Source organism: Pantoea sp. nfd-35 (assembly GCF_056892255.1).
In genome coordinates this window covers 2,767,619-2,790,360 of sequence record NZ_CP122403.1, presented here as the reverse complement: position 1 = coordinate 2,790,360, position 22,742 = coordinate 2,767,619, and the positions used below count along the sequence as shown (strand labels likewise).

The following is a 22,742-nucleotide window of genomic DNA, read 5'->3' as shown; positions in this document are numbered from 1 at the left end:
GCGACCACACTGATGACAGCAACCCGGTTAACGGGGGAATGTAAGGAACCGAGATGTCCAGCATAATTAACTCCGCAATGAGCGGGCTCAGTGCCGCACAGGCCGCCTTAAGCACGACCAGTAACAATATCAGTAACTACACTGTCGCGGGTTACTCACGTCAGACCACCATTCTGGCCGAAGCAAACAGTACCCTGCAGGGGAAAAGCTATTACGGCAACGGCGTTAACGTCACTGGCGTTCAGCGTGAATATGATAGTTTTATCGCGGCTCAGCTGCGCGGTTCGTCAGCCACCTATAACGCAGCGAATACACAGTATTCGCAGGTATCGAACATTGACGATCTGATGTCGACCTCGACCACTAACTTGTCGACGGCGATTCAGGGCTTCTTCAGCAACATGCAGAACGTGGTCAGTAACGCCAACGATCCGGCGGCGCGTCAGTCGATGCTCAGCAACTCGCAGGGGCTGGTTAACCAGTTCCAGACCCAGGCGCAGTACCTGACCAACATGCAAAACAGCGTGAACACCAACATTGCCTCTAATGTTGATCAGATTAATACCTTCACCACGCAGATCTCGAATCTTAACCAGCAAATTGCCAAACTCAGCACGGCTAACGGTGCAACACCGAATGATTTGCTGGATCAGCGCGATCAGTTAGTAAATGGTCTGAATAATATCGTTGGTGTGACAGTGTCGCAACAAGATGGAAGCTATACCGTTTCCATGGCTAACGGCCTTTCGCTGGTGAATGGTTTTCAGTCCACCAAGCTGGTGGCTATGCCCTCCAGCAGTGACCTGACCCGCACCACAGTGGGTTATGTTGATCCACAAGCTGGCAACGTGCAGCTTCCCGAATCATCCATAACTACGGGTTCGCTGGGCGGTATGCTGAACTTTCGTTCGCAGGATCTGGACCTGGCACAAAACCAACTGGGCCAGTTAGCGGCGGCCTTTACAACCAGTTTTAACGCCGTGCATAAGCAAGGCTTCGACAGCAACGGTAATCAGGGCGTCGACTTCTTTAATATCGGCACTCCTACGGCGCAGGGGGACAGCAAAAATACCTCTTCTGCCACCCTGACGGCCGCGTGGACTAACACCAGTGCCCTGCAGGCATCAAACTATACCGTCAGCTATGACGGGACAAACTGGTCAGCGACACGTTTGTCAGATAACAGCAAAACCACGCTTACACCCACGACCTCGGGCGGCGTTACGACGCTTAATCTGGATGGAATGAGCCTGACGGTCAACGGCACGCCAAACGCCAAAGACAGTTTCCTGGTGAAGCCGGTTCAGAACGTGGTTAACGGCATGTCGGTTGCTATTACCAGCGGATCGCAAATCGCCGCTGCGGCCGCGACCGGCGGTGAAAGTGATAACCGCAATGCGCAAAAGCTGCTGGCGTTGCAGGATGCCAAAATTGTTAACGGCAACGCGACGATTTCCCAGGCTTACGGCGCGATGGTGAGTACCGTTGGCAACAAAACTCAGGCACTCAAAACCGCCAGCACGACACAGCAGAACGTGGTGACGCAGCTAACCAACCGCCAGCAGTCTGTTTCTGGCGTGAACCTGGATGAAGAGTACGCGAACCTGACGAAATACCAACAATATTACATGGCGAATGCGCAGGTTTTAAAAACGGCCAGCACCGTTTTTGACGCCCTGCTTAGCATCAACTAAAAGCAGAGGACATCATGCGACTCAGTACAAATATGATTTTTGACCAGCAGGTTCGCGGCGTTAGCGATGCGCAATCCTCCTGGTTAAACGCGGGAAAACAGCTTTCCACCGGACTCAGAGTGTCTAATCCTTCAGACGACCCGATTGCCGCATCGCGTGCGGTCGTGCTGTCGCAAACGCAGGCGCAGGCAAGCCAGTATTCTGTTGCGCGTACCTTTGCCGACCAGGGATTATCGCTGGAAGAAAATACCCTTAACGGCGTCACGAACAGCATCATGAGCGCGCAGTCGATGATCGTGGCCGCGGCAAACGGTTCCTTAAGCGATGATGACCGCGCCTCCTATGCGACTCAGCTGGAAGGCGTGCGTGCGCAGTTACTAAACCAGGTCAACAGCAAAGACGCCAACGGTCGCTATATTTTCGCGGGTTACAAAACCGATAGCCCGCCGTTTGTGGACGGTGCGGGCGGTGTGACCTATCAGGGCGGAACCGACGCCATTACGCAAAAAGTGGACACTGACCGTACCATGACCATCGGTCATACTGGTAACAGCATCGTGATGTCTATCACCAGCAATGCGGTGAAAGAGCCTAACGGCGGTACCAGTGAAACGAACTTGTTTAACATGCTGGACAGCGCCATCAGTGCGCTGAAAGTGCCGCAAAACGGCGCGGACGATGCGACGAAAGCCACGTTTTCTGCGGCAATGGATAAAACCAGCCGTGGTTTGAGCAACTCGTTGAACAACGTGCTCAGCGTCCGTTCCGAGATCGGTACTCAGTTGAAAGAGTTAGATACGTTGAATGCGCAGGGGGACGATCGCAAGGTCATTTATGATTCCCAGATGAGCAGCCTGGTGGACGTTGATTACACCCAGGCGATCTCCAGCTACACCATGCAACAGCAGGCGCTGCAGGCTTCATACAAGACCTTTACCGATATGTCTCAGATGTCGCTGTTTCAGTTAAATTCATAAAAAATTTGGGCGTACTTTAACCGGGTGCGCTTAGTTTTTCCCACCGTCCTGATAAGGGACGGTGGGATTTTTTTTGCCTGCAGCCTGTGCGTTGCCACAAGGCCACTCTGAGAAGCATGCGTTAACGCGTGACTCGCGCGCGCGGTTTTATCCCTGTAACGCTGCCCTGTCTGAGAGCCGCATTCAGTTAAGGGCTGCGTATCCCCGAACCATCGCCTGTTACGCCGAGCATGCAATAAAAAACCCGGCCGGAGCCGGGTTCATGTGTGCTGCTAGCGCGCCTTACGGCTTGGTGGCAGGTGCAGTAGCCTGATGGGTGGCGCTGTGGCCGCCAGCAGAACCTCTGCCCTCAAATTTAAAGGCCGGACGTTGCCAGTCACTTTGACGGGCAGGCTCGGGTTGCCACACTGGCGCAGGCGCCTTGGTCATCGGTGCAGAAGCAAAGTGCTTCCAGCGCGTTTCGGCGTTGGCTTTTAATGCCTCAACAGGGATGTCGCGTGCGGCAACAGGTGCATGAGGTTCACTAACCGGCGTAATGGCTTCCTCAGCGGCAACAGGCGCGTGTAAAACCTCTTCCACCTGCGCTTCGGTCGCAGCGCTGACTTCAGTGCCCGCATGCTCATCCGCCGTTTCTTCAGGCGCGGATTCTGCGACAACCGGCACCTTCACCTCCAGCACGCTCACTTCCGGCGCTTCGACAGCGTCAGCAGGCTGAGCCTGTTGCGCGATCGCTTCAGCACTGGCTTCAGCGGCGGCTGGAATCACCGAAGGTTCATGATGAACCGGGGCTTCAATGGCCTGAGTATCGTCAGTATTCACCACGGTAACCGGGGCGTCAGCCTGCGGCTCTGCGATTTGTACTGGCGCAGCCTGTGAAGCCGGCGCTTCCTCGGTGGCGACAGGCAGGGCAACAGCAGGTGCAGTCTCTTCACGGCTGTAGTCCGGTGTCGATTGAAGCGCATCCTGAACGATTTGCTCTTCATTCGCTTGCGCGACCGGGTAGCGAATCCAGACTTTGCCGGACGCCATCTCAGGCGAAGCCGCAGCGGCGTCTAAAGGCATCGCGGACTGGGTCGGATAACGTTCATCACGGTAACGACGGCGACGCTGACCACTTACGCGCAGATGGCGAGGTGAACGGCGTGAACGACGTGGCATATTGGCATTATCGCGACCTTCGTTCTCCTCCGTCTCTTCAACCTGTGACGTTTCGACAACAGGCTGAACCTTTTGAACGTCAGCCGATTCGGCTGATTCAACGGCGGCGGCCTGCGGCTGGTCATTGTTATCACCAACGCGGACTTTCTGCGTCAGCTGACGCGGTTTACGGCGTGGCATTACCTGAACGCGCTCGTCTTCCTGCGCATCCACAGCAGCAGGCGCGACCGCTTCGGCGGTTTGTTCCACCGCGCTGTTAGCGTCCTGCTGAGCACGTTTCTCTTCCTGACGACGACGCTGACGTTCAGCACGTTGTTCGCGGCGCTGTTGCTGCTGCTCATCACGCTGCTGACGCGCTTCATCGCTCAGTACCGGACGATCGTCACGCGCCTCATTAGGCTGGGCCTGACGCTTGTTACGACGATTGTCCTCACGCGGCTCGCGATTATCTCGAGACTCACCACGGTTATCACGGTTATCACGGTTATCACGGTTATCACGGTTATCACGAGAGTCACGGTTATCGCGAGATTCGCGCGGTTGTGCGTTATCACCGTTGCGCGGGGTACGTTCGCGACGGTTATTGTTGCGACGATTATTACGACGATCGCCACGCGGGTTGCCGTTCTCGTCCTCGCTGGTTTTCTGCGGGGCCGTCACCTCGGCAACCGGCTCGACAGCCGCCGGAGCAGGTTCGCCAGCAAACAGTTTTTTCAATCCGCTCAGCAGACGGCTGACAAAACCTTCACTGGCCGGCGCGGCCGCTGGTGCGGGTTGCGTCACAGTCGCTGAAGGTGTGGCCACTTCCGGTGAGGCTTCGGCCGGTGCTGGCGGCGCATCGGGCATCACAAAGGCTGCGAGAGCAGGCTGCTCTGGACGACGGCGCTCAGCATGCTCCTCTTCAGATGGCATCGCCATCTCGGCTTCATGCAGTTTCGGCAGGTGATAGCTCAGCGTTTGCGTTTCTTCGCCTTTGCGCACGCGCAGAACGGAGTAGTGCGGGGTTTCCATCCGGTCGTCCGGCACGATGACCGCACGAACGCCGCCCTGACGTTTCTCGATAGCATTTACCGCTTCACGTTTTTCATTCAGCAGGTAAGAGGCAACCGGGACCGGCACGATAGCATGCACTTCTTTGGTGTTGTCTTTCAGCGCTTCTTCTTCAATCAGGCGCAGAATGGACAGCGACAGAGATTCGTTATCACGAATAGTGCCGGTGCCGCTACAACGTGGACAGACGTGGTGGCTGGACTCGCCCAGGGACGGGCTGAGGCGCTGGCGGGACATCTCCAGCAGGCCAAAACGTGAAATATGGCTGATTTGAATTCGGGCGCGATCCTGACGGACGGCTTCACGCAGACGGTTTTCAACCGCGCGCTGGTGACGAACCGGTGTCATATCGATGAAGTCGATAACGATCAGGCCGCCCAGGTCGCGCAGACGCAGCTGGCGAGCAATTTCGTCGGCCGCTTCCAGGTTGGTATTAAAGGCGGTTTCTTCAATATCGCCACCGCGCGTGGCACGGGCGGAGTTGATATCGATGGCGGTAAGCGCTTCAGTACTGTCGATAACGATTGAGCCGCCTGACGGCAAGCGAACTTCACGCTGAAAAGCGGATTCGATTTGCGATTCGATTTGGTAATGGCTGAACAGCGGAATCTCACCGGTGTAGAGCTTAATTTTGCTGCTAAAGTCCGGACGGCCCAGCGCGGCGATATGCTGACGTGCCAGCTCCAGCACTTTCGGGTTATCGATAAGAATCTCACCGATATCCTGACGCAGATAGTCGCGGAAGGCGCGCACGATCACGTTGCTTTCCTGATGGATCAGGAACGGGGCCGCGCGGCTGTCAGCCGCTTTTTTGATGGCTTCCCAATGCTTCAGACGGAAGCTAAGGTCCCACTGCAGCGATTCGGCTGATTTACCGACGCCCGCCGTGCGAACAATCAGCCCCATGCCATCAGGGAGTTCCAGCGCCGATAGCGCCTCTTTCAGTTCGGTACGGTCATCGCCTTCAATCCGACGTGAAATCCCACCCGCGCGCGGGTTATTTGGCATCAATACCAGATAGCTGCCTGCCAGAGAGATAAAGGTAGTGAGCGCAGCGCCTTTGTTGCCGCGTTCTTCTTTATCAATCTGAACAATGACTTCCTGACCTTCACGCAGCACGTCTTTAATGTTCGGACGACCGTGTGAGTTGTAATTAGCAGGGAAGTATTCGCGGGAAATTTCTTTCAGAGGGAGGAAACCGTGACGTTCTGCACCGTAATCGACAAAAGCCGCTTCAAGGCTGGGTTCGATACGGGTGATTTTACCTTTGTAGATATTGGCTTTTTTCTGTTCGTGTCCTGGGCTTTCGATATCCAGATCGTACAGACGTTGACCATCAACCAGGGCAACGCGCAACTCCTCCTGCTGAGTTGCGTTGATTAACATTCTTTTCATCGTAACGTACTCGTTATTCTTTCATGAGTGATTAAAGCTGCGGGCATAGTTACCCTGGACGAGTATCAACCGATGGCCCCGTGACTTAGTGCAATGTCGTCAACCTCACGGTTATCGACCGCGCGAGGGGCGCAAATAACGTCGGTGGCCTGTTTTTCATAAGGAACAACAGCACCAGATAGTGGAAATGCGAGAGATAATTCAGTAAACCCGTGCACTCCATCTCATGTCCAGGCCGCAACCCGCAGCCCGCTAAGTGTCTGATTTCGCATTACGTCTTACGCCATTGCTGCGTGTCTGCTCAATCCGACAAAATAACTAATTTCGTTTTTTTTCTTATCTGAATCTTCAGCTAAGAAACCCAAGCATTATTCCACTGCTAACCTTCATATAGCAAGGTGACTTTAACTCACTGATCAATTTTCTTTACATTTTAAGAACCCTACGACAAGAAGTGCACCCGCGCTGCTGAAAATCACAGCAATCACATTACGCTTCCTGACGAGACGCAAAGAGTTAAGCACAGAAAAAGGGGTGGCGCTATCAGGGGACACTATTTAGAATCGCCGCCATGAAAACAGAGAATCCAGGCGTACACTTTGTCGCCATCACGGCTGAAAATGCCGGACAACGCATTGACAACTTTTTGCGCACCCAGTTAAAGGGCGTGCCGAAAAGCATGATTTATCGCATCGTGCGTAAAGGCGAGGTGCGGGTTAACAAGAAACGCATCAAGCCAGAATATAAGCTGGAAGAGGGCGATGAGGTGCGTATCCCGCCCGTCCGGGTAGCCGAACGGGACGAAGAGGCCGTTTCGCCCAAGCTGGCCAAAGTGGCTTCTTTAGCCAATGCCATTCTCTTTGAAGACGATCACCTGCTGGTGCTGAATAAGCCGTCCGGTACAGCGGTACACGGTGGCAGCGGCCTGAGCTTTGGCGTGATAGAAGGCTTGCGCGCCCTGCGTCCTGAGGCTCGTTTCCTGGAGCTGGTGCACCGTCTGGATCGTGACACCTCTGGCGTGCTGCTGGTGGCCAAAAAGCGTTCAGCCTTGCGCTCGCTGCATGAACAACTGCGTGAGAAAGGCATGCATAAAGACTATCTGGCGCTGGTTCAGGGTAACTGGCCATCGCATCTGAAAGTGGTTCAGGCACCGTTGCTGAAAAACATTCTGCAAAGCGGTGAGCGCATGGTACGCGTGAGCAGCGACGGCAAGCCTTCAGAAACCCGGTTTAAAGTGGAAGAGCGCTTCGACTTCGCCACCCTTGTAAAAGCCAGCCCGGTTACCGGACGTACCCACCAGATTCGTGTGCATACGCTGCATGCCGGTCATCCTATTGCATTCGACGACCGCTACGGCGATCGCGCGTTTGACAGCCAGCTGTCCTCTACGGGGCTTAACCGCTTGTTCCTGCATGCGGCCGCGCTGACCTTTACGCATCCCAACACGGGTGAGACGCTCCGCATGGAAGCGCCACTGGATGACAAGTTGCAGCATTGCCTGACGATGCTGCGCCAGCAGAAAAGCTGACGCGCCGGGCATCAATCCGACAGGGGGTTGATGCCTGCTTCTCGCAGCATAGTGCTGAGCGCGATAAGCGGTAAACCGACCAGCGTATTCGGATCGCGTCCCTCAAGACGATCGAATAAACAAATCCCCAACCCTTCGCTTTTAAAGCTCCCTGCGCACTGCAGCGGTTGCTCTTTCTTTATATAGGCACGGATCTCGGCGTCGGTTAGCGTGCGGAAATGGACGCTAAACGGCTCACAGCATTGCATTAAGCGCTGGCTGGCAGGGTGGTATAGCGCCAGCCCGGTATAAAACGTTACGCGCTGGCCGCTGGCGGCCCGCAACTGTGCTTCCGCGTTTTCAACCGTATGGGGTTTCCCGGTTATCACGCCATTCAGCACGCAGACCTGGTCAGAACCAATAATCCAGTGGTCAGGATAACGTTGGGCCAGCGCCTGCGCCTTGGCGATGGCTAATCGGGTGACCAGCGCTTCCGCGCTTTCATGCGCTAACGGCGTTTCATCTGTCTGCGGCGAATCGACCGTGAAAGGCAGCCCCAGCCGCGCTAACAGTGCCTGACGAAAGGGCGACGTTGATGCTAAAAGAATCGATGCTGTCATTTTTTTTCAATATTGATAGCGAATTGGTGGCAGTCATTTTAAACTGTGCGCCGCACTGGATGCGAATAGTGGTTGAAAGATGCTGGTAAACGGCCTTTTTCTTTGACTCTATGTGATTACAAAGTTAATATGCGCGCCCTATGCAAAAGGTAAAATTACCCCTGACGCTGGACCCAGTCCGCACCGCTCAAAAACGCCTGGATTATCAAGGTGTTTATACCTCTCAACAGGTTGAGCGTGTTGCTGAGTCGGTCGTCAGTGTGGACAGTGATGTAGATTGTGTCATGTCGTTTGCGGTTGACAACCAGCGTCTGGCAGTACTGACGGGTACTGCTGATGTACAGGTTACGCTACGTTGTCAGCGCTGCAACCAGGTTTTTCCACATCATGTACACGTAAGCTATTGCTTCAGTCCTGTGTCGTCTGACGAGCAGGCCGAAGCGTTGCCGGAAGCGTACGAGCCGGTTGATGTCAACGAGTTTGGTGAGATCGACCTGCTGGCAGTTATCGAGGATGAAGTTATTCTCGCGCTGCCTGTGGTTCCGGTGCACGATTCTGAACACTGTGAAGTGTCCGAGGCGGACATGGTCTTTGGTCAGTTGCCTGCAGAGGCAGAAAAACCAAACCCATTTGCCGTATTAGCCAGTTTAAAGCGTAAGTAATAGGAGTAAGGTCCATGGCCGTACAACAGAATAAACCCACCCGTTCTAAGCGTGGTATGCGTCGTTCGCACGATGCGCTGACCACTGCCACTCTGTCAGTAGATAAAGTTTCTGGTGAAACTCATCTGCGTCACCACATCACTGCGGACGGTTACTACCGCGGTCGCAAGGTTATCGTTAAGTAAGTTCTTTGCTTAGCAAGGCGATACCTTGGCACGTTTGACCCTGGCTATCGATGCCATGGGCGGGGACTTCGGTCCCTGCGTGACGGTGCCTGCAGCATTGCAGGCACTGGCCTCTCATTCGGAAATTATCCTTCTTCTTGTCGGAGATCCCGACATTCTCACGCCATTGCTTGCCGAAGCGGATTCCTCCTTGCTGGAGCGACTGCAGGTTGTGCCTGCCGAATCAGTTATTGCAAGTGATGCGCGACCCGCACAAGCCATCCGTAACAGCCGCGGCAGTTCTATGCGAGTGGCGTTAGAGTTGGTTAAAGAAGGGCGGGCTCAGGCCTGCGTCAGCAGCGGCAACACGGGCGCGCTGATGGGGCTGGCGACATTATTACTGAAGCCGCTGGACGGGATTAAACGTCCGGCGCTTATGACCGTTTTACCCCATCAGCAGAAGGGAAAAACGGTCATTTTAGATTTAGGTGCCAATGTCGACTCAGACAGTGCGATGCTGGTGCAGTTTGCGGTAATGGGCTCAGTGATGGCGGAAGAAGTGTTGGGGATTGCGAATCCCCGTGTGGCACTTCTCAATATTGGTCATGAAGAGCATAAAGGGCTTGAAAGCATCCGCGATGCGGCGTTAAGTCTCAAGGCATTGCCGCAGATTAACTACATTGGTTACCTTGAAGGTAATGATTTACTGACTGGCAAAACGGATGTGCTGGTCTGTGATGGTTTCGCAGGAAACATCACTCTGAAGACAATGGAAGGCGTAGTAAGAATGTTTCTTTCTCTGTTCAAGTCATCAGAGGAAGGTAAGAAGCGGTCGTGGTGGCTGACGTTGCTGGGGCGCTGGATGAAAAAGCGTTTGGTCAGGCGCTTCGGGCATCTCAACCCCGACCAGTATAATGGCGCTTGTCTGTTAGGATTACGCGGGACAGTGATAAAGAGCCATGGTGCAGCAAATCAACATGCTTTTGCCGTGGCGATCAATCAGGCCGAGCAGACGGTGAGGCGGCAGGTGCCTGAACGCATTGCCGCCCGTCTGGACGCTGTATTAGCCAGGAGTGACAAAGCCTAGATGTTTACCAAAATTATCGGTACGGGCAGTTATTTGCCCAGCCAGATCCGCACCAATGCCGATCTGGAAAAAATGGTGGAGACTTCGGACGAGTGGATTGTTACCCGTACCGGCATTCGTGAGCGCCGTATTGCTGCGCCGGATGAGACTGTCGCAAGTATGGGACATCAGGCTGCACAACGTGCACTGGAAATGGCAGGCGTTGACGCCAATGATATCGGTCTGATCATCGTTGCGACCACCTCGTCCAGTCACGCCTTTCCAAGCTCTGCCTGCCTGATTCAGCAGATGCTTGACATCAAAGACTGTGCGGCGTTTGACCTCGCAGCAGCCTGTGCCGGCTTTACCTATGCGTTAAGCGTGGCCGATCAATATATTAAAAACGGTGCCGTTAAACATGCGTTAGTCATCGGTGCCGATGTCCTCGCGCGTACGCTCAATCCAGACGATCGTGGGACGATCATCCTGTTTGGTGATGGTGCCGGCGCTGTTGTGCTGGGCCAGAGCGAAGAGCAGGGGATCATTTCAACCCACCTGCACGCTGACGGTCGCTATGCGAAACTGTTGACGCTGCCGTATCAGGATCGCGAAAATCAGGATCAGCCCGCTTATTTGACAATGGCAGGAAATGAAGTCTTCAAAGTGGCGGTTACCGAGTTAGCCCACATTGTGGACGAAACCTTGCAGGCAAATAACATTGCGCGTGAAGAGCTGGACTGGCTGGTGCCGCATCAGGCTAACCTGCGTATTATCAGCGCCACGGCGAAAAAACTGGGTATGACCATGGAGAAAGTGGTCGTGACGCTGGATCGCCATGGAAATACCTCTGCCGCATCCGTGCCAAGTGCGCTGGATGAGGCGGTGCGCGATGGCCGCATCAAACCCGGACAACTTATTTTGCTGGAAGCCTTTGGTGGTGGATTCACCTGGGGTTCTGCGCTGGTTCGCTTTTGATTGACAGGAATTGAAAATGACGCAATTTGCTTTTGTTTTCCCAGGTCAGGGTTCACAGACTGTGGGCATGTTAGCGGATCTGGCCGCTGCTTATCCGGCGGTTGAAGCGACGTTTCGTGAAGCTTCTGATGTTCTCGGTTACGATCTGTGGCAGTTAGTCAGCCAGGGGCCGGCTGAAGAGCTGAATAAAACCTGGCAGACGCAGCCTGCTTTGCTGGCTGCCTCGGTAGCCATCTATCGTGTCTGGCAGCAGCAGGGCGGTCAACAACCCGCCCTGATGGCAGGTCACAGCCTGGGAGAATACTCCGCGCTGGTCTGCGCAGGTGTGCTGAATTTTGCGGACGCGATCAAGCTGGTTGAACTGCGCGGTAAGCTGATGCAGGAAGCCGTGCCTGAGGGCACGGGTGCGATGCAGGCAATTATCGGCCTTGATGACGCTGCGATTGCTAAAGCCTGTGAAGAAAGTGCGCAGGGCCAAGTGGTTTCGCCGGTTAACTTCAACTCGCCAGGCCAGGTGGTTATCGCCGGCAATAAAGAGGCGGTTGAACGTGCGGGTGCAGCCTGCAAAGCGGCAGGCGCAAAACGTGCGCTACCGCTGCCGGTAAGCGTCCCTTCACACTGCGCGCTGATGAAACCGGCTGCCGATAAGCTGGCATTAACACTGGAAAACATCACGTTTAGTGCGCCAGCTGTGCCGGTCATTAACAACGTGGATGTCAAAGCCGAAACGGACGCCGACGCGATTCGACATGCGCTGATTCGTCAGCTTTACAGCCCGGTCCGCTGGACCGAGAGCGTTGAGGCTATGGCCGCGCAGGGCGTCACGCAACTTATTGAAATGGGACCGGGTAAAGTCCTTACCGGTCTGACAAAACGCATTGTAGACGGCCTGTCCGCAGCAGCGGTGAACGATACTGCGTCATTGACTGCGGCGCTTGCACAGGAATAAGAGGAAAATCATGAGCTTTGAAGGTAAAGTAGCGCTGGTAACTGGCGCAAGCCGCGGCATCGGCCGTGCGATTGCAGAAACCCTGGCCGCACGCGGTGCGAAAGTGGTAGGTACTGCAACCAGCCAAAGTGGCGCCGATGCTATCAGTGATTACCTTGGCGATAAAGGACAAGGTCTGCTGTTAAACGTGACGGATGCCGCTTCTGTAAACAGCGTTTTAGAGAAAATTCGCGCTGAATTTGGCGAAGTGGACATTTTAGTCAATAATGCAGGCATTACGCGTGATAATCTACTGATGCGTATGAAGGACGATGAGTGGCAGGATATCCTGGATACCAACCTCACATCGGTTTTCCGTCTTTCGAAGGCGGTGATGCGTGCCATGATGAAAAAGCGCATGGGTCGTATCATCACCATCGGTTCTGTTGTTGGAACCATGGGCAATGCGGGTCAGGCAAACTACGCTGCAGCAAAAGCAGGTTTGATTGGCTTTAGCAAATCACTGGCGCGCGAAATCGCGTCACGTGGCATTACCGTCAACGTCGTGGCTCCGGGCTTCATAGAGACTGACATGACGCGGGCACTGAACGAAGATCAACGTTCCGGTATTCTGGCGGAGGTCCCAGCGGGTCGTTTAGGCGAAGCGCAGGAAATTGCTAATGCCGTTGCATTCTTAGCCTCTGACGAAGCAGCCTACATCACGGGTGAGACGCTGCACGTCAATGGCGGCATGTATATGGTCTGATAATCACGAAATCATTTGCATTATTTGCGGATAAAACCGCACAATAGCGTAAAATCGTGGTTCGACCAGCCGGGATTTTGTTGCATCTTTTTCAACATTTTATACACTACGAAAACCATCGCGAAAGCGAGTTTTGATAGGAAATTAAATAGTATGAGCGATATCGAACAACGCGTTAAGAAAATCATCAGTGAGCAGCTGGGTGTGAAAGAGGAAGAAGTGACCAACTCTGCATCTTTCGTAGAAGACCTGGGTGCCGATTCTCTTGATACCGTTGAGCTGGTAATGGCTCTGGAAGAAGAGTTTGATACTGAAATTCCAGACGAAGAAGCTGAGAAAATCACTACCGTTCAGGCAGCGATCGACTATATCAATAGCCATAAAGGCTAATGAATATCTTCAGGCGGTCATATGACCGCCTGAGTTTTATGTTTGCCCCACAATAGTCATTTTTATCCCTCCCTGGAGGACGAACGTGTCTAAGCGTCGTGTAGTTGTGACTGGTCTTGGCATGTTGTCTCCTGTCGGCAATACCGTAGAGTCTACCTGGAGTGCTCTCCTTGCCGGTCAGAGCGGCATTAACCTGATCGACCATTTTGATACCAGCGCCTATGCAACACGTTTTGCAGGTCTGGTAAGAGATTTTAATTGCGATGACTTTATCTCTCGTAAAGATCAACGCAAGATGGATGACTTCATTCAGTACGGCATCGTGGCAGGCATTCAGGCCATGCAGGACAGCGGTCTGGTTGTGACCGACGAAAATGCAGGCCGGGTTGGCGCAGCAATTGGTTCGGGCATCGGGGGCTTGGGTCTTATTGAAGACAACCATACCTCTCTGGTGAACGGTGGCCCGCGTAAAATTAGCCCATTCTTTGTGCCTTCCACAATCGTCAATATGGTGGCGGGGCATCTCACCATCATGTATGGCCTGAAAGGCCCCAGCATCTCCATTGCGACCGCCTGTACGTCTGGCGTGCACAATATCGGTCATGCTGCACGTATCATCGCCTATAACGATGCCGACGTGATGCTGGCGGGCGGTGCGGAAAAAGCCAGTACGCCACTTGGCGTTGGCGGATTCGGCGCGGCACGTGCGCTGTCGACGCGTAACGAAAACCCCCAGGCGGCAAGCCGTCCATGGGATAAAGACCGAGATGGATTTGTACTGGGCGACGGCGCTGGCATTATCGTACTGGAAGAGTATGAGCATGCTAAGAAACGTGGCGCAAAAATCTATGCGGAAATTGTGGGCTTTGGGATGAGCAGCGATGCTTATCACATGACCTCACCGCCGGAAGACGGTTCAGGTGCAGCCGCTGCGATGATCAACGCGCTGCGTGATGCGCAGATGACGCCAGATAAGATTGGTTACGTCAATGCACACGGTACCTCAACCCCAGCCGGCGATAAAGCGGAAGCCCAGGCGGTGAAATCCGTTTTTGGTGCAGCAGCCAGTACGGTAATGGTCAGCTCCACCAAATCCATGACCGGCCATCTGTTGGGTGCGGCGGGCGCGGTTGAGTCGATCTATTCGATTCTGGCCCTGCGCGACCAGGCGATTCCACCGACGCTGAACCTGGATAATCCTGATGAAGGTTGCGATCTTGATTTCGTTCCGCACACCGCTCGTCAGGTTTCGGGGCTGGAATACACGCTGTGTAACTCCTTCGGCTTCGGCGGTACCAACGGCTCGCTGATTTTCCGTAAAATCTAAACATTCCGTTTATGATTGCTGTAAAGGCCCGCAATGCGGGCCTTTTTTCTATCCAGCGGCGCGAAGAAACCGATAAAATCATGGCCATCGTCGAGCAACGTTCTGATACCGGAGAAACGGCAATGTGGATAAACGGCACTGAGCAATCCCAGCTGGCGGCCAACGATCGTGCCGTACAGTTTGGCGATGGCTGCTTTACGACCGCCGCGATCGGCAACGGCAAAATCCTGCTGTTTGACAGGCACATGCAGCGATTGCAGCAAAGCTGTGAACGGCTGTGGCTGAATGGCGTTGACTGGCCCGCGCTGGCGCAGGAGATGCAACACGCGGCCAGCGGACATGACAGGGCAGTGCTTAAAGTCATCATCAGCGCGGGCAGCGGCGGGAGGGGCTACAGCCGCAGCGGTTGTAGCGGCCCCACACGAATCGTTTCGGTATCCCCCTGGCCTGCGCATTATGCGGCGCTACAGCAAACCGGCGTCAGGCTGGCCGTGAGCCCGGTCCGCCTGGCGCGCCAGCCTCAGTTTGCCGGCCTTAAGCACCTGAACCGGCTGGAACAGGTGATGATTCGTGCCCACCTTGAGCAGACCGACGCCGATGAGGCGCTGGTGCTTGACACTGACGGTTGGGTGGTGGAATGCTGTGCGGCCAATTTATTCTGGCGAAGCGGCGGCACGGTTTTTACCCCGGCGCTGGATCAGGCGGGCGTTGACGGCATTATGCGGCGCAGTCTGATAGCGGAAATGCGCGCCGCAGGTCAGATTTGTCAGGTGGTTCAGGCGGGACTGGCGCAACTCCAGGCAGCCGATGAGATTGTGGTATGCAACGCGCTGATGCCCGTATTACCCGTTCGACAACTTGATGCGCTGTCGTTTGAACAGCGCACCTTGTTTAACCAGCTACAGGCGAGCTGTAGAAAGATAATGGAAGCATCATGAGCCGAATCAAAAAAATAGGGGTGAGCGTTGTGGTCATCCTGCTCATCGCGGCAGCCGTGAGTTACTGGCAGGTTAAACAACTTGCAGCAACCCGGTTGACCCTTTCCCAGGAAACGATCTACACGCTGCCGGCAGGAACCGGTCGCGTTGCACTGGAAGCGCAGTTGGAAAGTCAAAAGATTATCCCTCACAGCATCTGGTTTGGCGCATTGCTTAAACTGGAGCCTGAGCTGGCCAAATTCAAAGCCGGAACCTATCGCCTTGAACCGACAATGACGGTCCGCAGTTTGCTGGAATTGCTCGCCAGCGGCAAAGAGGCGCAATTCCCGCTGCGGTTTGTGGAAGGACAACGCCTGCAAGAGTGGCTTAGCGAATTACGTAAAGCGCCCTACGTGAAACATACGCTGCCGGATGACAGCTATGCGACCGTCGCCAGCACGCTGAAGCTGGACGAAAAGGCGCTGGAAGGCAGTTTCTTTCCGGATACTTATCTGTATACCGCAAACACCACCGACGTCGCCTTGCTGGAACGCGCGCATCAGCGGATGAAAAAGACCATCGATGAAGTCTGGCAGGGCAGGATGGATAACCTGCCCTACAAAGATGCGCAGGAAATGGTCACGATGGCGTCGATCATCGAAAAAGAAACCGGTGTGAGTGAAGAGCGGGCTAAGGTGGCTTCCGTGTTTATTAATCGCCTGCGCGTGGGGATGCGTCTGCAAACCGATCCTACCGTGATCTACGGCATGGGTAACGCCTATACTGGCACGCTGACGCGTAAAGATCTGGAAACGCCGTCGCCGTATAATACCTATATCATCAGCGGCCTGCCGCCGGGGCCAATTGCGATGCCGAGCAAAGCCTCACTGATTGCGGCCGCGCATCCGGAAAAAACTAACTATCTCTACTTCGTGGCGGATGGCAAAGGTGGACATACCTTCACCACCAATCTAGCCAGCCACAACAAGGCCGTGCAGGCTTACCGGCTGGTGTTAAAGGAAAAAAATGGACAGTAAGTTTATTGTTATTGAAGGCCTGGAAGGCGCAGGGAAAACCACGGCGCGCGATGCGGTCGTTGCAACACTGCGGGCCAGTGGAATCGACGATATTGTCTTTACCCGCGAACCCGGCGGCACACCGCTGGCTGAGCAGCTCCGCGTGCTGGTCAAGCAGGGCATTGAGGGCGAGCAGGTAACCGATAAAGCGGAACTGTTAATGCTGTATGCCGCGCGCGTCCAACTGGTGGAAACGGTGATCAAGCCTGCGCTGGCGCGGGGGGCCTGGGTGATAGGCGATCGTCACGATCTCTCCTCCCAGGCATATCAGGGCGGCGGTCGCGGGCTGGACGCCGAACTGATGCGCACCTTACGGGATACGGTACTGGGCGACTTTCGTCCTGACCTGACGCTGTACCTCGATGTTACGCCTGAAACCGGGTTAAAGCGTGCCCGCGCCCGCGGAGAATTAGACCGCATTGAGCAGGAGTCGCTGCGCTTTTTTGAACGCACGCGTGAGCGCTATCTGGCGCTGGCTGCCGCCGATGACAGTATCCTGACGATAGATGCCACTCAGCCGCTTGAGCAGGTTACAAGCGCGCTGCACGCCACCCTGACGGCCTGGCTGGCGGAACAGCGCGCATGAACTGGTATCCCTGGCTCAATCAACCTTACCGCCAGGTGATTGGTCAGCATCAGGATGGCCGTGCCCATCATGCGTTGTTGATCACCTCTCTTGACGGCATGGGCGATGATGCGCTGGTGTGGGGGATCAGCCGCTGGCTGATGTGCCTGCAACGCGACGGATTAAAAAGCTGTGGTCACTGCCATGGCTGCCAGCTGATGCAGGCAAATACGCACCCTGACTGGTACCGGCTTGAAGCCGAAAAAGGCAAAACGACGCTGGGCATTGATGCCGTGCGTCAGGTTACGGAAAAAATGTATCACTATGCGCAGCAGGGCGGTGCCAAGGTTGTCTGGCTGCCAGATGCGGCTCAGCTCAGCGAGGCGGCGGCTAACGCCTTACTGAAAACGCTGGAAGAGCCGCCAGCCAACAGTTGGTTCTTTTTAAGCTGTCGCGAGCCCTCCCGCCTGCTGGCAACGCTGCGTAGTCGCTGCATGGTGCTGACGTTACCTCCACCAGATGAAAATCACAGTCTGGCCTGGCTGAGAAAGCAGGGGCAACATGATGAGGCCCCGCTACTGGCCGCGCTGCGGCTCAGTGCCGGTGCGCCCGGTGCGGCGCTGACGCTGTTGGATGATGGCCTGTGGCAGGCCCGGCAAAAACTGTGCGATTCCCTGCCGGGTGCGTTGCAACAGGACATCCTGCAACTCCTGCCCGTGCTGAACGCAGATAACAGCGCGGCACGGATTGGCTGGCTGTTATCATTCATACTGGATGCGATGAAATGGCAGCAGGGCGCAACCCAGTGGCTGACTAACGTCGATCGTCAGGACGTGGTCGCCATGCTGGCGCAGCACTTCTCGCAAACGGCGCTCAATAACAGCGCTCAAGACTGGATGCGCTGCCGTGAATCGTTATTACAGGTTGCGGCAGTGAATCGTGAACTCCTCCTGACTGACCGATTACTGAGTTGGGCAGATAACCTGAAGCCCAGGTTACCCGGCTAAATGACTGAGAAAAATATGTTTATTGTTGATTCCCATTGCCATCTTGATGGTCTGGATTATGAGAAAAATCATCACGACCTTGATGATGTGATTGCCAAAGCGGCGGCGCGCGACGTCCGGTTCATGCTGGCTATCGCCACGACCTTACCCGGCTTTAGTACGCTGAAAGCGCTGGTGGGCGATCGTGAAAATATTGCGCTCTCCTGTGGCGTGCATCCGCTGAATCAGGAGGCGCCGTATGATGTTGAGTTATTCCGCCGCCTGGCCGCCGATCCTCAGGTGATCGCGCTGGGCGAGACCGGGCTGGATTACTACTATCAGCAGGAAACCAAAGCTCAGCAGCAGGACTCTTTTCGTGAACATATCCGTAGCGGAATTACGCTGAATAAGCCGATTATCGTGCATACGCGTGATGCACGTGAAGACACGCTGGCCATTCTCAAGGAAGAGCAGGTTGAACGCTGTGGCGGCGTACTGCACTGCTTTACAGAAGATCAGGCGACGGCAGCAAAACTGCTGGATATGGGGTTCTATATCTCATTCTCGGGCATCGTCACCTTCCGCAATGCAGAGCAGATTCGTGACGCGGCGCGCTACGTCCCGCTGGATCGCATTCTGGTCGAAACCGACTCCCCTTATCTGGCGCCTGTTCCTTACCGGGGCAAAGAGAACCAGCCTGCTTACACGCGTGACGTTGCCGATTATCTTGCGGTGCTGAAAGGCGTAGATATTGAGACGCTGGCCGCCGCCACCACAAAAAACTTTTCTACGCTGTTTCATGTGCCGATGAGCCGTCTTGGTGCCTGATTCAGAGTTATTTCAGACGTTGTAATAAATACGAGATTATGTTCGTTGACCCTGTTGTGATTCGACAGGGTCAACTTTTATTGGCTGAAAAATCAGCAAAAAAACCGCCGTTGTGGCCGGCTGCTGGCGTGTGATTGACGAAACGTGATAGCCGTCAAAGTAACGAAGGGTAATTTATTTTACCCTTCGTAATAAATCAAAAAGGCGGATAACGCCAACCGGTAAAGAACCTCCCTCTTTACCACGCGCACTGCGCGAAAAACGCACTCATACTCAGGAGTTTCACGCTATGTTCAAAAATGCTTTTGCCAACTTACAAAAGGTTGGTAAATCGCTCATGCTGCCGGTATCGGTTCTTCCGATTGCCGGTATTTTATTAGGTGTTGGTTCAGCGAACTTTAGCTGGTTACCTGCGGTGGTATCGCATGTAATGGCGGAAGCGGGTGGATCGGTCTTTGCCAATATGCCGCTGATTTTTGCCATTGGCGTGGCACTCGGCTTTACCAATAACGACGGTGTTTCCGCACTGGCAGCGGTCGTGGCTTACGGCATCATGGTGAAAACCATGGCGGTGGTCGCTCCTTTAGTCCTGCATCTGCCGGCAGCGGAAATTGAGGCAAAACACCTTGCCGATACCGGGGTGCTGGGCGGTATTATTGCCGGCTCCATCGCCGCGTATATGTTTAACCGCTTCTATCGCATTAAGCTGCCCGAATATCTGGGCTTCTTTGCCGGTAAACGCTTTGTGCCGATTATCTCGGGCCTGGCGGCTATCGCGATGGGGCTGGTGCTGTCGTTTATCTGGCCACCGGTCGGTTCAGCGATTCAGGACTTCTCTCAGTGGGCGGCCTACCAAAACCCGGTGGTGGCGTTTGGTATCTACGGCGTCGTTGAACGTGCGCTGGTGCCATTTGGTCTGCACCACATCTGGAACGTTCCTTTCCAGATGCAGATTGGTGAGTACACCAATGCCGCAGGTCAGGTATTCCACGGCGATATCCCTCGCTACATGGCGGGTGACCCAACCGCAGGTAAACTTTCTGGCGGCTTCCTGTTCAAAATGTATGGCCTGCCTGCCGCGGCGATTGCCATCTGGCATTCGGCAAAACCTGAAAACCGTGCCAAAGTGGGCGGTATCATGATCTCTGCGGCGTTGACCTCGTTCCTGACCGGTATTACCGAGCCGATCGAGTTCTCGTTCATGTTTGTTGCGCCAATCCTGTATGTCATCCATGCCATTCTGGCCGGTCTGGCTTTCCCAATCTGTATCCTGCTGGGCATGCGTGACGGTACCAGTTTCTCCCATGGCCTGATCGACTTTATCGTCCTGAGTGGTAACAGCAGCAAAATCTGGTTGTTCCCGATTATCGGTATGATCTACGCCGCGGTTTACTACACTGTTTTCCGCGTCCTGATCGTGAAGCTGGATCTGAAAACCCCTGGGCGTGAAGACAGCACAAGCGAACAGTCTTCTTCCGCGACCGGCGGTGAAATGGCGGGCAAACTGGTGTCTGCATTTGGTGGCAAAGAAAACATCACTAACCTGGATGCCTGTATCACGCGTCTGCGCGTCAGCGTGGCCGATGTAAGCAAAGTGGACCAAACTGAACTGAAAAACTTGGGCGCACGTGGCGTCGTGGTGGCCGGTTCAGGCGTTCAGGCGATTTTCGGCACCAAATCCGATAACCTGAAAACAGATATGGATGACTACATCCGTAACAAGTCATAAGGTCTGATGCCGTTCTGGCACGGCGAAAACAGCGTTGAGTCTCGGCTCAACGCTGTTTTTTTTGCCCGAAGTTAAGTCTGACAGGGCATCGCGCTTTAGCCTGTCAGTTTGCTTCGCGAGTCAAAAATTTTGAGGTAGTCTGCAACAGTCGATCGGATAACCGTTGCAACTGTGCCGTTGCGGTCGCCGTTTCTTCTACCAGCGCCGCATTCTGCTGCGTGTCGGTATCCATTTGCGCCACGGCAATACCGATCTGTTTCACACCGGTGCTTTGCTCATGACTTCCCGTGCTGATCTCAGCCACCAGGTCGTTGACGCGATGAATCTCTTTAATGACCGCCTTCATGGTTTCGCCTGCCACGCTGACATTGGTCACGCCGGTTTCGACACGTGAATGACTTTCTGTAATCAGCGTTTTAATTTCCTGGGCTGCCACGGCGCTGCGCTGCGCCAGGTTTCTGACTTCGCCCGCGACCACAGCAAACCCCCGACCTTCATCCCCGGCACGTGCCGCTTCCACCGCCGCGTTAAGCGCCAGAATATTGGTTTGAAAAGCAATGCTGTCAATGACGCTGATGATTTCGCCGATTTTGCTACTGCTGTCCTGAATGGCGCGCATCGTCTGCTCAACGTCAGACACTGACTGACCGCCGCTGGCCACCTTCTGAAAGGCGTTGCTGACCACGTCGTTCGCGATCCTGGCGTTGTCTGCATTGCTTTGTACGGCTGAGGACAGCTGCTCCATCGAAGCACTGGTTTCTTCCAGCGCTGAAGCCTGTGATTCCGTTCGTTGTGACAGATCGCGGGTACCCTGGGCGATTTCCGTCGAGGATTTGGCTACCTGTTCCGCCGCTTCCTGAACCTCACTGATCAGGTCGCGGATGTGCTGGCGCATCACGGATAACTGGTAAATCAGGCTGGAGGTATCCCCGGCTTTAATGGCGTTGTGCTCATAAAGATGACCGTCGGCGATCAGGCCCGCCACTCTGACGGCAACGTCAGGCTCGGCACCCAGCTGCTTCATAACGGAAAAAAATATCAGCGTGCCCAGTGCGCCGCCGGCGATAAAGGTCAGGCTAATTAACAGAATCAACATCAAGGAGGTTCGGTCAATATGGGAAACGTTGTCGTCAATGATCTGGCTGACGGACGCATTGTAGATCTTTACGGCTTCTAACAGGGGATCCCGGACCGCGACATGTAAACGATCTGTCGTCGTTGCGATTTCCTTTAGCGCTCCTGCCACATTGTTTTCGTTGGCAAGGGCGTAGACGCGTTGCATGGACGCCAGGTAGTCAGGCCAGGCCTGCAACACTTTCTGCGTGATAGCAACCAGCGCCGGATCCTGAGATTGCTTAAGAAAATCAATCGCATTTTGCACAGCTTGCTGAGACTTCTGGTTAAATTTAGAGGTGGTTTGGCGTGATTCAACGGGCGTGGCGGAGCTAACCGGAAAGACGTAAGCATAGGAACGGCGAAAATGCGTGGCCATCTCCCGGGCGGCAACGTTCATTATCTGCACAGGCTCCAGCCGGGAAGCGTAGAGCTGCTGTTCTGACGCAGCCAGCGACCGAAGTGAGTGAAGAGAGATCACAGCGATAACAACCATGGCGAGAAGGAAAAAAGCGATGAGAAAAATCAGGCGATGTGACAATTTGACACGTTGTAAAATGCTCATATTCAACATCCTGTTTAATCGTTGATGTAATCGTTTTCTTGACTGTCAGGCGTCGCGCATCACAGAAAGCAGGTTAACCCGATACGCTGTTGATAGTTTCGGCAGGTAGCATTGGTGGTTTATTGATCAATTGTTGCAACTTTTGTCCAGGTGTCTCCTGTAGAAACAAATGGAGCGGGGGTTCCCGTCGGACAGCCCTGCAAGCGCGCGTGTCAGGTCTGGCCGCAGGCAACATAAAGGGGGCGACGAGTGCAGAGGGGGCAGAGACAGGAAAGGCGGTTTTT

Annotated in this window: 20 protein-coding genes; 17 read left to right on the top strand and 3 right to left on the bottom strand. The window is 54.6% G+C overall.

Features of this window, described 5'->3' with window-relative positions; genetic code table 11:
* Positions 1-53 precede the first annotated feature (53 nt).
* Positions 54-1,694: a flagellar hook-associated protein FlgK gene (gene flgK, locus P9J57_RS12965; protein WP_013025356.1), complete on the top strand. Its 1,641-nt coding sequence runs from the start codon at positions 54-56 to the stop codon at positions 1,692-1,694.
* Positions 1,695-1,708: 14 nt separating this feature from the next.
* Positions 1,709-2,671 carry a flagellar hook-associated protein FlgL gene (gene flgL / locus P9J57_RS12960; RefSeq protein ID WP_013025357.1) on the top strand — a complete coding sequence of 321 codons (963 nt, stop codon included), beginning with the start codon at positions 1,709-1,711 and terminating at the stop codon, positions 2,669-2,671.
* A gap of 282 nt (positions 2,672-2,953) precedes the next feature.
* On the opposite strand, the gene rne is transcribed toward flgL, so the two are convergent.
* Complete coding sequence (gene rne, locus P9J57_RS12955) at positions 2,954-6,274, bottom strand: ribonuclease E (protein WP_483279252.1); 3,321 nt, start codon at positions 6,272-6,274, stop codon at positions 2,954-2,956.
* A gap of 571 nt (positions 6,275-6,845) precedes the next feature.
* Here rne and rluC point away from each other — a divergent pair.
* Positions 6,846-7,802, top strand: coding sequence for a 23S rRNA pseudouridine(955/2504/2580) synthase RluC (gene rluC / locus P9J57_RS12950; RefSeq protein WP_483279251.1), 957 nt, complete (start codon positions 6,846-6,848; stop codon positions 7,800-7,802).
* Positions 7,803-7,813: 11 nt separating this feature from the next.
* Here the strand turns inward: rluC and P9J57_RS12945 are convergent, their stop codons facing one another.
* Complete coding sequence (locus P9J57_RS12945; RefSeq protein WP_104933307.1) at positions 7,814-8,401, bottom strand: Maf family protein; 588 nt, start codon at positions 8,399-8,401, stop codon at positions 7,814-7,816.
* Positions 8,402-8,541: 140 nt separating this feature from the next.
* Between P9J57_RS12945 and yceD the strand changes: the two genes are divergently transcribed.
* From yceD to ptsG, 14 genes are all read left to right on the top strand, one after another.
* Positions 8,542-9,063, top strand: coding sequence for a 23S rRNA accumulation protein YceD (gene yceD / locus P9J57_RS12940; RefSeq protein ID WP_014593425.1), 522 nt, complete (start codon positions 8,542-8,544; stop codon positions 9,061-9,063).
* Between the two features lie 14 nt (positions 9,064-9,077).
* A complete protein-coding gene (rpmF, locus tag P9J57_RS12935) occupies positions 9,078-9,248 on the top strand; it encodes a 50S ribosomal protein L32 (RefSeq protein WP_013025362.1) in 171 nt (56 codons plus the stop codon).
* Between the two features lie 25 nt (positions 9,249-9,273).
* On the top strand, positions 9,274-10,314 hold the full coding sequence (plsX, locus tag P9J57_RS12930; RefSeq protein WP_483279250.1) for a phosphate acyltransferase PlsX: 1,041 nt from the start codon (positions 9,274-9,276) through the stop codon (positions 10,312-10,314).
* On the top strand, positions 10,315-11,268 hold the full coding sequence (locus tag P9J57_RS12925) for a beta-ketoacyl-ACP synthase III (RefSeq protein ID WP_013025364.1): 954 nt from the start codon (positions 10,315-10,317) through the stop codon (positions 11,266-11,268).
* Positions 11,269-11,284: 16 nt separating this feature from the next.
* Positions 11,285-12,217: an ACP S-malonyltransferase gene (gene fabD, locus P9J57_RS12920; RefSeq protein WP_207806324.1), complete on the top strand. Its 933-nt coding sequence runs from the start codon at positions 11,285-11,287 to the stop codon at positions 12,215-12,217.
* A gap of 10 nt (positions 12,218-12,227) precedes the next feature.
* Complete coding sequence (gene fabG, locus P9J57_RS12915) at positions 12,228-12,962, top strand: 3-oxoacyl-ACP reductase FabG (RefSeq protein ID WP_014593428.1); 735 nt, start codon at positions 12,228-12,230, stop codon at positions 12,960-12,962.
* A 153-nt stretch (positions 12,963-13,115) separates the two neighbouring features.
* A complete protein-coding gene (acpP, locus tag P9J57_RS12910) occupies positions 13,116-13,352 on the top strand; it encodes an acyl carrier protein (RefSeq protein ID WP_003849865.1) in 237 nt (78 codons plus the stop codon).
* An 85-nt stretch (positions 13,353-13,437) separates the two neighbouring features.
* Positions 13,438-14,679 (top strand): beta-ketoacyl-ACP synthase II, encoded by a 1,242-nt coding sequence (gene fabF, locus P9J57_RS12905; RefSeq protein ID WP_013025368.1) that lies wholly within the window; start codon positions 13,438-13,440, stop codon positions 14,677-14,679.
* A gap of 122 nt (positions 14,680-14,801) precedes the next feature.
* Positions 14,802-15,617 carry an aminodeoxychorismate lyase gene (gene pabC / locus P9J57_RS12900; RefSeq protein ID WP_483279508.1) on the top strand — a complete coding sequence of 272 codons (816 nt, stop codon included), beginning with the start codon at positions 14,802-14,804 and terminating at the stop codon, positions 15,615-15,617.
* Positions 15,614-16,633, top strand: a complete 1,020-nt coding sequence (gene yceG / locus P9J57_RS12895; RefSeq protein WP_014593430.1) for a cell division protein YceG — start codon at positions 15,614-15,616, stop codon at positions 16,631-16,633. The genes pabC and yceG overlap by 4 nt, the downstream gene beginning before the upstream one ends.
* Positions 16,623-17,258 (top strand): dTMP kinase, encoded by a 636-nt coding sequence (gene tmk, locus P9J57_RS12890; RefSeq protein ID WP_483279249.1) that lies wholly within the window; start codon positions 16,623-16,625, stop codon positions 17,256-17,258. The genes yceG and tmk overlap by 11 nt, the downstream gene beginning before the upstream one ends.
* Entirely contained in the window at positions 17,255-18,244 is a 990-nt protein-coding gene (gene holB / locus P9J57_RS12885) for a DNA polymerase III subunit delta' (RefSeq protein ID WP_013025372.1), read from the top strand. Before tmk ends, holB begins: the two co-directional genes overlap by 4 nt.
* Positions 18,245-18,259: 15 nt before the next feature.
* Positions 18,260-19,051 carry a metal-dependent hydrolase gene (locus tag P9J57_RS12880; protein ID WP_041457971.1) on the top strand — a complete coding sequence of 264 codons (792 nt, stop codon included), beginning with the start codon at positions 18,260-18,262 and terminating at the stop codon, positions 19,049-19,051.
* A 289-nt stretch (positions 19,052-19,340) separates the two neighbouring features.
* A complete protein-coding gene (gene ptsG, locus P9J57_RS12875; RefSeq protein WP_015700554.1) occupies positions 19,341-20,780 on the top strand; it encodes a PTS glucose transporter subunit IIBC in 1,440 nt (479 codons plus the stop codon).
* Positions 20,781-20,883: 103 nt separating this feature from the next.
* On the opposite strand, the gene P9J57_RS12870 is transcribed toward ptsG, so the two are convergent.
* A complete protein-coding gene (locus P9J57_RS12870; protein ID WP_019105705.1) occupies positions 20,884-22,458 on the bottom strand; it encodes a methyl-accepting chemotaxis protein in 1,575 nt (524 codons plus the stop codon).
* Between the last annotated feature and the right edge of the window lie 284 nt (positions 22,459-22,742).